The sequence below is a fragment of the Streptomyces griseicoloratus genome (assembly GCF_014534645.1).
Classification (GTDB): Bacteria; Actinomycetota; Actinomycetes; order Streptomycetales; family Streptomycetaceae; genus Streptomyces; species Streptomyces griseicoloratus.
Genome location: NZ_JACVQF010000231.1, coordinates 1 through 10,323, shown reverse-complemented (window position 1 = coordinate 10,323; position 10,323 = coordinate 1). Strand labels below are relative to the sequence as shown.

General features: G+C 71.2%; 7 protein-coding genes. 5 read left to right on the top strand and 2 right to left on the bottom strand.

Going from position 1 to position 10,323, the window contains the following annotated elements:
• Positions 1-32 precede the first annotated feature (32 nt).
• A complete protein-coding gene (locus H0H10_RS33985) occupies positions 33-746 on the top strand; it encodes a glycoside hydrolase family 12 protein (protein WP_188185037.1) in 714 nt (237 codons plus the stop codon).
• 53 nt (positions 747-799) lie between these two features.
• Here H0H10_RS33985 and H0H10_RS33980 read toward each other — a convergent pair whose 3' ends face one another.
• Positions 800-2,842: a glycoside hydrolase family 31 protein gene (locus H0H10_RS33980; RefSeq protein ID WP_188185036.1), complete on the bottom strand. Its 2,043-nt coding sequence runs from the start codon at positions 2,840-2,842 to the stop codon at positions 800-802.
• A gap of 207 nt (positions 2,843-3,049) precedes the next feature.
• Complete coding sequence (locus tag H0H10_RS33975) at positions 3,050-4,063, bottom strand: LacI family DNA-binding transcriptional regulator (protein ID WP_188185035.1); 1,014 nt, start codon at positions 4,061-4,063, stop codon at positions 3,050-3,052.
• Between the two features lie 321 nt (positions 4,064-4,384).
• Between H0H10_RS33975 and H0H10_RS33970 the strand changes: the two genes are divergently transcribed.
• The 4 genes from H0H10_RS33970 to ispG all read left to right on the top strand — a co-directional run.
• On the top strand, positions 4,385-6,334 hold the full coding sequence (locus tag H0H10_RS33970) for an acyl-CoA dehydrogenase family protein (RefSeq protein ID WP_188185034.1): 1,950 nt from the start codon (positions 4,385-4,387) through the stop codon (positions 6,332-6,334).
• Positions 6,335-6,522: 188 nt separating this feature from the next.
• Positions 6,523-7,779, top strand: a complete 1,257-nt coding sequence (gene dxr / locus H0H10_RS33965) for a 1-deoxy-D-xylulose-5-phosphate reductoisomerase (protein WP_188185033.1) — start codon at positions 6,523-6,525, stop codon at positions 7,777-7,779.
• On the top strand, positions 7,776-9,080 hold the full coding sequence (locus H0H10_RS33960) for a site-2 protease family protein (protein WP_507227376.1): 1,305 nt from the start codon (positions 7,776-7,778) through the stop codon (positions 9,078-9,080). The genes dxr and H0H10_RS33960 overlap by 4 nt, the downstream gene beginning before the upstream one ends.
• A gap of 215 nt (positions 9,081-9,295) precedes the next feature.
• A partial coding sequence (ispG, locus tag H0H10_RS33955; protein ID WP_188185032.1) for a flavodoxin-dependent (E)-4-hydroxy-3-methylbut-2-enyl-diphosphate synthase occupies positions 9,296-10,323 on the top strand: 1,028 nt, incomplete at its 3' end.

Here is a 10,323-nt window from a genome sequence, read left to right as displayed (position 1 = left end):
CCGCAATTCCCCCCACCCATGGAAGGAAAGCCATGGCACCACGAACCCTGAGCAAGCTGTCCAAGGCCCTGCTGGCCCCGGCCCTCGCGCTCGGCGCCACCGTCGGCCTCGCCTCCGCCCCGGCCCAGGCCGCCGTCTGGAACTCCTGCGACCAGTGGGGCAACACGTCCCTGAACGGCTACACGCTCTACAACAACATCTGGGGCTCGGGCGCCGGCAGCCAGTGCGTCTGGGCCAACTCCGGCACGAACTGGGGCGTCTGGGCGGACCACCCGAACACCGGCGGCATCAAGTCGTACCCGAACGCCAAGAAGGTGATCAACAAGCCGATCACCTCCCTCACCTCGCTCACCAGCAGCTACGCCGTCACGGTCCCGTCGTCCGGCGCGTACAACACCTCGTACGACATCTGGGACACGGACTACGACCACGAGATCATGCTCTGGGTCAACCACAACGGCGCGGTCGGCCCGCTCGGCACCTCGCAGGGCCGGGTCACCCTCGGCGGTCACACCTGGGACGTCTACAAGGGGAACAACGGCGCCAACGAGGTCTACTCGTTCCTGCGCACGTCCGACTCCACCTCCGGCACGGTGAACATCCTGCCGGTCCTGAAGTGGATCAAGGACACGAAGGGCTGGATCGGCAACGAGACCATCGGCGACGTGCAGTTCGGCTTCGAGATCACCTCGTCGTCGGGCGGTCTGGACTTCCGCACCGACAACCTGACGGTCAGCGGCGGCTGAGCCGCCGCCCCGCACGGCAGGGGGCCGGTCCCGCCCGGGACCGGCCCCCTCGCTCACTCCGCGACCGGCAGCCTCGCCCCGTCCCGCAGGAACAGCGGGATGCGGTCCAGCGGCGCGTCGACCGTGACGGCCGCACCGCCCTCGTACGCCTCACCCGTCCACGCGTCCGTCCAGCGCGCACCCGCCGGGAGGTACGCCGTGCGCGTCGTGGCGCCCGCCGACAGCACCGGGGCGACCAGCAGGTCCCGCCCGAAGAGGTAGGCGTCGTCCACCGACCAGGCCGCCCGGTCCCCGGGGAACTCCAGGAACAGCGGCCGCATCACCGGCAGCCCCTCCTCGTGGGCCTCGCGCATGACGTCCAGCACGTACGGCTTCAGCCGCTCGCGCAGCCGCAGGTACCGCTCCATGATCGCGCCGGCCTCCTCGCCGTACGACCACACCTCGTTCGGGCCGCCGGTCATGTCCGGGCCCAGCGGCATGCCCGGGTCGCGGAAGCCGTGCAGGCGCATCAGCGGGGACAGGGCCCCGAACTGGAACCAGCGGACCATGACCTCCCGGTACGCCGGGTCGTCCGGGTCGCCGCCGTGGAAGCCGCCGATGTCCGTGTTCCACCAGGGGATGCCGGACAGGGCGGTGTTGAGGCCGGCCGCGATCTGCCGGCGCAGGGTCGGGAAGTCGGTGCCGATGTCACCGGACCACAGGGCGGCGCCGTGGCGCTGACTGCCCGCCCACGCCGAGCGGTTGAGGGTGATCACCTCGTCCTCGCCGGCGGCCTTCAGGCCCTCGTGGAAGGCGCGGGAGTTCTCGGCCGGGTACATGTTGCCGACCTCCAGGCCCGGGCCCGCCCAGTAGCGCAGGTTCTCCGGGAAGCCGGGCTTCAGCTCCGGCTCGCAGGCGTCCAGCCAGAACGCCGTGATGCCGTACGGGTCGAGGTAGTTCTCCTTCACCCGCGACCACACGAACTCGCGCGCCTCGGGGTTGGTGGCGTCGTAGAAGGCCACCTGGACCGTCGTCGCCACCTCCTTGTCCGGCCAGTCGGCGTGCGCCATCGGGCCGTACTGGGTGCCGATGAAGTAGCCGCGCTGCTCCATCACCGGGTGGTTCTCGGACAGCGGGGACACCGACGGCCACACGGACACCACCAGCTTGATGCCCATCTCCTCCAGCTCGCGCACCATCGCCGCCGGGTCCGGCCACTCCTTCGGGTCGAACTTCCACTCGCCCAGGTGGGTCCAGTGGAAGAAGTCGCACACGATGGCGTCGATGGGCAGGCCCCGGCGCTTGTACTCCCGGGCCACGGCGAGCAGTTCGTCCTGGGTGCGGTAGCGCAGCTTGCACTGCCAGAAGCCCGCCGCCCACGCGGGCAGCATCGGCGTACGGCCGGTGACCGCGCTGTAGCGGCGCTGGGCGTCGGCCGGGGTGCCGGCGGTGATCCAGTAGTCGATCTGGCGGGCCGAGTCGGCGACCCAGCGGGTGCCGCCCAGCGCGAGCTCGACGCGCCCGATCGCCGGGTTGTTCCACAGCAGGGTGTAGCCGCGGCTGGAGGTCAGGACCGGGATGCTCACCTCGGCGTTGCGCTGGACCAGGTCCACGACCAGGCCCTTCTGGTCCAGCCGTCCGTGCTGGTGCTGGCCCAGGCCGTACAGCTTCTCGTCGTCGTAGGCGGCGAACCGCTGCTCCAGCCGGTGGTACCCGTTGCCGACCGCCGTGTACAGGCGCGGGCCGGGCCACCAGAAGTGGGCGCGTTCCTCGGCCAGCAGTTCCCCGCCGTCCGCCGTCCGCACGAAGCGGACCAGGCCCTCGGGGCCGACCTCGACGGTCAGCGCGCCGACGGTCAGCGAGCCCCGGTCGGCCTCGATCCTGACGGTGCTCTCGGTGGGCGGGGCGTAGGGGAGGAGGGCCCCCGGCAGGTCCTCCAGGACGGGACCGCCGAGCCGGGCCCGGACCCGGACCGCGTCCGGTCCCCACGGCTCGACGCGGACGGTCTCCTGACGGCCGCTCCACTCCAGCGCGCCGTTGCGCTCCCGGAAGGTGCCGACGGTGGGGGAGGACTGGGCGAGGCTGACCTTGGGCGGTGCTTCGGCAGGCGTGTTCACGAGGCGGCTCCTGAGGGGTCCGGACATGGAGGTGCCCTGGCGCCGGCCGAGCGGGTTCCGGTGCGCCGGGGCGACGGGCGACGTAGGAGTGAACGGGCGGAGAAGCGAACGGTCGGGCAGCGGGAGGACGGGCGGCGGGCGGGCGGCAGCGAACGGCCGGGAGGCAGCCGGGAGGCGGACGGGACGGGTGGTGCGGTTGCGAGGGGCCTACGACTGCACGGGCGCCGGCCCCGAGCTGGCCCGGACGGTCAGTTCGGGCGCGAGCAGCACGACCTCGTCGCTCCCGCGGCCGTCGAGCTTGGCGACCAGCTGCTCGACGGCGTGCCGGCCCATCTCCTGCGCGGGCACGGCGACGGACGTCAGCCGCACGGACGCCTGGGTGGCGACCTGCTCGGGACAGACCGCGACCACCGACACGTCCTCGGGCACCGCCCGGCCCTGCTGGCGCAGCAGGGCGAGCAGCGGCTCGACCGCCGCCTCGTTCTGGACGACGAACCCCGTGGTGTCCGGACGCTCGTCGAGGATGCGGGCGAGGGTCGCGGCCATGGCGTCGTACCCGCCCTCGCACGGGCGGTGCAGCAGCCGCAGCCCCAGCTCCCGCGACCGGGTGCGCAGCCCGTCGAGGGTGCGCTCGGCGAAGCCGGTGTGCCGCTCGTAGACCGCCGGTGCCTCGCCGATGACCGCGATGTCCCGGTGCCCGAGCGTCGCCAGGTGCTCCACGCACAGCGCGCCGGTGGCCTTGAAGTCGAGGTCGACGCAGGTCAGGCCGGTGGTGTCGGCGGGCAGTCCGATCAGTACGGACGGCCGGTCCGTCTCCCGCAGCAGCGGCAGCCGCTCGTCGTCGAGCTCGACGTCCATCACGATCATCGCGTCGGCCAGCCCGCTGCCGGTGACGCGGCGCACCGCGTCGGGGCCCTCCTCCCCGGTGAGCAGCAGGACGTCGTACCCGTGGGTGCGTGCGGTGGTCGCGACCGCGATGGCGATCTCCATCATCACCGGCACGTACATGTCCGTGCGCAGCGGGATCATCAGCGCGATGATGTTCGACCTGCTGCTGGCCAGGGCCCGGGCGCCCGCGTTCGGGTGGTAGCCGAGCTTCCGGATGCTCTCCTCGACCCGCCGGCGGGTGGTGGTGGAGATGGACCGCTTGCCGCTGAGGACATAGCTCACCGTGCTCGCCGAGACTCCGGCGTGCTGGGCGACCTCGGCGAGGGTGACCATCCAGCTCTCCAAGCTCTGTGAAGCGCTTCGACAATGCGCATGGTGGACAAAGGTGGGTGAGGGTGGTTCGACAGTAGCTCCAGCGCGAGTGGGTGTCCATAGGCTGTCGAAGCGCTTCGACAGCTTTCTGATCGCCTGAGCGCAGTCGCCCCCTCCCACCGCCCCGTCGATGGGCCGAACGGCCGCACGAAGGGTGGTGGGGTCGCCCCGAATCGGGTACATACGATCGAGTAGCACCGACTAGTAACGTACGCCCGCAACTTCGTACTTGTCGATCTTCCGGGCGTTCCCCCGATCCCTAGCCGCGGCGAGGTGAGCCTCATGTCCGCATCACCCACCCCCTCCTCCTCCCGACCCACCGTCACCGAACGTGAGGCCCGCCAGGTGGCGGAGGCGGCCCGGGAACAGGACTGGCGCAAGCCCAGCTTCGCCAAGGAGCTGTTCCTCGGCCGCTTCCGCCTCGACCTCATCCACCCGCATCCGCTCCCGGCCGACGAGCACGTCCAGCGCGGCGAGGAGTTCCTGGCCAAGCTGCGCGACTTCTGCGAGACGAAGATCGACGGGACCGTCATCGAACGCGACGCGCGGATCCCCGACGCGGTCATCACCGGGCTGAAGGAGCTGGGCGCCTTCGGCATGAAGATCGACACCAAGTACGGCGGCCTCGGCCTCACCCAGGTCTATTACAACAAGGCCCTCGCCCTGGTCGGATCCGCCAGCCCCGCGATCGGCGCGCTGCTCTCCGCCCACCAGTCGATCGGCGTGCCCCAGCCGCTCAAGCTGTTCGGCACCCAGGAGCAGAAGGACACGTTCCTGCCGCGCTGCGCCCGCACGGACATCTCGGCCTTCCTGCTGACCGAGCCGGACGTCGGCTCCGACCCGGCCCGCCTGGCGACCACCGCCGTCCCCGACGGCGACGACTACGTCCTCGACGGCGTCAAGCTGTGGACCACCAACGGCGTCGTCGCCGACCTGCTCGTCGTGATGGCACGGGTGCCGAAGTCCGAGGGCCACAAGGGCGGCATCACGGCGTTCGTGGTGGAGGCCGCCTCCGAGGGCATCACGGTCGAGAACCGCAACGCCTTCATGGGCCTGCGCGGACTGGAGAACGGCGTCACCCGCTTCCACCGGGTCCGCGTCCCCGCCGCGAACCGCATCGGCCCCGAGGGCGCCGGCCTCAAGATCGCCCTGACCACCCTCAACACCGGCCGGCTGTCGCTGCCCGCCATGTGCGTGGGCGCCGGCAAGTGGAGCCTGAAGATCGCCCGCGAGTGGTCGGCGGCGCGTGAGCAGTGGGGCAAGCCGGTCGGCCTGCACGAGGCCGTCGGCTCGAAGATCGCGTTCATCGCGGCGACGACCTTCGCCCTGGAGGCCGTGCTCGACCTGTCCTCCCAGATGGCCGACGAGGACCGCAACGACATCCGCATCGAGGCCGCCCTCGCCAAGCTCTACGGCTCCGAGATGGCCTGGCTGATGGCCGACCACCTGGTCCAGATCCGCGGCGGCCGCGGCTTCGAGACGGCGGCGTCGCTGGCGGCCCGCGGCGAGCGCGCGGTGCCCGCCGAGCAGATCCTGCGCGACCTGCGCATCAACCGGATCTTCGAGGGCTCCACCGAGATCATGCACCTGCTGATCGCGCGCGAGGCCGTCGACGCCCACCTCTCGGTCGCCGGCGACCTGATCGACCCCGACAAGTCCCTCTCCGACAAGGCGAGGGCGGGCGCCCAGGCCGGCGTCTTCTACGCCAAGTGGCTGCCGAAACTCGTCGCCGGCCCCGGTCAGCTCCCCCGCTCCTACGGCGAATTCCACCCGACGGGCCACGTGGACCTCTCCGGGCACCTGCGCTACGTCGAACGCACCGCCCGCAAGCTCGCCCGCTCCACCTTCTACGCCATGTCCCGCTGGCAGGGCCGGATGGAGACCAAGCAGGGCTTCCTGGGCCGGATCGTCGACATCGGCGCGGAGCTGTTCGCGATGAGCGCCGCCTGTGTCCGCGCCGAGCACCTGCGCGCCAGGGGCGACCACGGCCGCGAGGCATACCAGCTCGCCGACGCCTTCTGCCGCCAGGCCCGCATCCGCGTCGAGGAACTCCTCGGCCGCCTGTGGACCAACACCGACGACCTCGACCGCAAGGTCGTCAAGGGCGTCCTGGCGGGCACGTACGAGTGGCTGGAGCAGGGCGTCGTCGACCCCTCCGGCGACGGCCCCTGGATCGCGGACGCGACCCCCGGCCCCTCCCGGCGGGAGAACGTGCACCGCCCGATCAGGTGACGACCGGCCACAGGCCGGGACCCGGCACCCCGGCGGTCGCGGCGACCGGCAGACCGGCCCGCGCCCGCCGGGGGGCGCGGGCGCCCTTCACACCGGCGGCGCCGACGACTCACCGTCCGCGACGACTCACCGTCCGTGAGAACGACGCCCCTGTCCTCCCCGGCTCCCCGTGCGGCCACAATGGGGGGATGAGCGACAGCCCTGCCCCCCTCGCCGATCCGCACCTCGTCTACGACCCCGTGGCGGGAGACGGCCCGAAGGACGTGGTGATCCTCGGCTCCACCGGGTCGATCGGCACCCAGGCCATCGACCTCGTGCTGCGCAACCCGGACCGCTTCCGGGTCACCGGCCTGTCGGCCAACGGCGGCCGGGTCGCCCTCCTCGCCGAGCAGGCGCACCGGCTGAGGGTGCGGACCGTCGCGGTGGCCCGTGAGGACGTCGTACCGGCCCTGCGGGAGGCCCTGCGGGCCCTTTACGGCACGGGGAAGCCGCTCCCCGAGATCCTGGCCGGACCGGACGCGGCCACGCAGCTCGCCGCCTCCGACTGCCACACCGTCCTCAACGGCATCACCGGCTCCATCGGACTGGCCCCGACCCTGGCCGCCCTGGAGGCGGGCCGCACCCTCGCGCTCGCCAACAAGGAGTCGCTCATCGTCGGCGGCCCGCTGGTCAAGGCCCTCGCCAAGCCAGGGCAGATCATCCCGGTCGACTCCGAGCACGCCGCCCTCTTCCAGGCCCTCGCCGCCGGCACCCGCGCCGACGTGCGCAAGCTGGTCGTCACCGCCTCCGGCGGCCCGTTCCGCGGGCGCACGAAGGAACAGCTCGCGAGCGTCACCGTCGAGGACGCCCTCGCCCACCCGACCTGGGCCATGGGCCCGGTGATCACGATCAACTCCGCGACCCTCGTCAACAAGGGCCTGGAGGTGATCGAGGCCCACCTCCTCTACGACATTCCCTTCGACCGCATCGAGGTCGTCGTGCACCCCCAGTCGTATGTTCACTCGATGGTGGAGTTCACGGACGGATCGACCCTGGCGCAGGCGACGCCCCCCGACATGCGGGGACCCATCGCCATCGGTCTCGGCTGGCCCGAGCGGGTCCCCGACGCCGCGCCCACGTTCGACTGGAGCAAGGCGTCCACCTGGGAGTTCTTCCCGCTCGACAACGAGGCGTTCCCCTCGGTGAACCTGGCCCGGCACGTCGGAGAGCTCGCGGGCACGGCCCCGGCGGTGTTCAATGCCGCCAACGAGGAGTGCGTCGAGGCGTTCCGCGCCGGCGCGCTGCCGTATCTCGGGATCATGGAGACCGTCACGCGGGTGGTCGAGGAGCACGGCACCCCCCGTACGGGAACCTCGCTCACCGTCGCGGACGTCCTCGAAGCGGAGACCTGGGCCCGGACGCGGGCCCGGCAACTGGCGGCACAGACGGCGGAGGCCCGTGCATGACGACCCTGATGTTCATCCTCGGCATAGTCGTCTTCGCGATCGGCCTGCTGTTCTCGATCGCCTGGCACGAGCTGGGGCACCTGTCCACGGCCAAGCTCTTCGGCATCCGCGTGCCGCAGTACATGGTCGGCTTCGGGCCGACGATCTTCTCGCGGAAGAAGGGCGAGACCGAGTACGGGATCAAGGCCATCCCGTTCGGCGGCTACATCCGCATGATCGGCATGTTCCCGCCCGGCGCCGACGGCCGGATGGAGGCCCGCTCCACCTCGCCCTGGCGCGGCATGATCGAGGACGCGCGCTCGGCGGCCTTCGAGGAACTGCAGCCCGGTGACGAGAAGCGCCTGTTCTACACGCGCAAGCCCTGGAAACGGGTCATCGTGATGTTCGCGGGCCCGTTCATGAACCTCGTCCTGGCGGTGGTGCTGTTCCTCACCGTCCTGATGGGCTTCGGCATCTCCCAGCAGACGACCACCGTGAGCTCCGTCTCCCAGTGCGTCATCTCGCAGAGCGAGAACCGCGACGAGTGCACGAAGAACGACCCGGCGTCCCCGGCCGCCGCGGCCGGTCTGAAGGCGGGCGACAAGATCGTCTCCTTCGACGGCGTGCGGACCGACGAATGGGACCGCCTGTCCGACCTGATCCGAGCCAACCCCGGCGAGGAGGTGCCGATCGTCGTCGAGCGGGACGGCCGCGAGGTCACGCTCCACGCCGAGATCGCCACCAACCAGGTCGCCAAGAAGGACGCGAACGGGCAGATCGTCGAGGGCGAGTACGTCACCGCCGGCTTCCTCGGCTTCAGCGCCGCCACCGGCGTCGTGAAACAGGACTTCGGCCAGTCCGTGACGTGGATGGGCGACCGGATCGGCGACGCCGTCGACTCCCTCGCCGCCCTGCCCGGCAAGATCCCGGCCCTGTGGGACGCGGCCTTCGGCGACGGACCGCGCGAGGCGGACTCCCCGATGGGCGTGGTCGGCGCCGCCCGCGTCGGCGGTGAGATCGCCACCCTGGACATCCCGCCCACCCAGCAGCTGGCAATGTTCGTCATGCTGGTCGCCGGCTTCAACCTCTCCCTCTTCCTGTTCAACATGCTCCCGCTGCTGCCGCTCGACGGCGGCCACATCGCGGGCGCGCTGTGGGAGTCGCTGCGCCGGAACGTGGCGAGGGTGCTGCGCCGCCCGGACCCGGGCCCGTTCGACGTGGCGAAGCTGATGCCGGTGGCCTACGTGGTGGCGGGCATCTTCGTCTGCTTCACGCTGCTCGTCCTGGTGGCGGACGTCGTCAATCCGGTACGGATCAGCTGACCGGAGCGCCCGCGGCCGCCGCCTTGAGGCGAAGCCCGATCCGGGGAGCATGTCCCTCCGGGCCGGGCTTCACGCCTTTCCGGAGCAGGCGGACGCCAAAGGATGCATATCGCCCAGCCCTGTACCTGGCGTTCATGTGGGTGCCGTAATCTCGGAGGCCGGAGCCCGCTGCTGACGGGGCCGGACCTGATCCACGACTTGGGGTTGCACAGCAGATGACTGCGATTTCTCTCGGCATGCCGTCCGTTCCGACCAAGCTCGCCGAGCGCCGGCGGAGCCGGCAGATCCAGGTCGGGTCCGTGGCGGTGGGCGGAGACGCCCCCGTGTCCGTGCAGTCGATGACCACGACCCGTACGTCCGACATCGGTGCGACGCTGCAGCAGATCGCGGAGCTGACGGCGTCGGGCTGCCAGATCGTGCGGGTGGCGTGTCCGACGCAGGACGACGCCGACGCGCTCGCGGTGATCGCGAAGAAGTCGCAGATCCCGGTGATCGCGGACATCCACTTCCAGCCGAAGTACGTCTTCGCCGCGATCGAGGCGGGCTGCGCGGCGGTCCGGGTGAACCCGGGCAACATCAAGAAGTTCGACGACCAGGTCAAGGAGATCGCCAGGGCGGCGAAGGACCACGGCACGCCGATCCGCATCGGGGTGAACGCGGGCTCGCTGGACCGGCGGCTGCTGCAGAAGTACGGCAAGGCCACCCCGGAGGCGCTGGTGGAGAGCGCGCTGTGGGAGGCGTCCCTCTTCGAGGAGCACGACTTCCGGGACATCAAGATCTCGGTGAAGCACAACGACCCGGTCGTGATGATCGAGGCGTACCGGCAGCTCGCCGAGCAGTGCGACTACCCGCTGCACCTCGGGGTGACCGAGGCCGGCCCGGCGTTCCAGGGCACCATCAAGTCGGCGGTCGCCTTCGGCGCGCTGCTCTCGCAGGGCATCGGCGACACCATCCGCGTCTCCCTGTCGGCCCCGCCGGTCGAGGAGGTCAAGGTCGGCATCCAGATCCTGGAGTCGCTGAACCTGCGCCAGCGCGGCCTGGAGATCGTCTCCTGCCCGTCCTGCGGCCGCGCCCAGGTCGACGTGTACACGCTCGCCGAAGAGGTCACCGCCGGCCTGACCGGCATGGACGTCCCGCTGCGCGTCGCCGTCATGGGCTGCGTCGTCAACGGCCCCGGCGAGGCCCGCGAAGCCGACCTCGGCGTCGCCTCCGGCAACGGCAAGGGCCAGATCTTCGTCAAGGG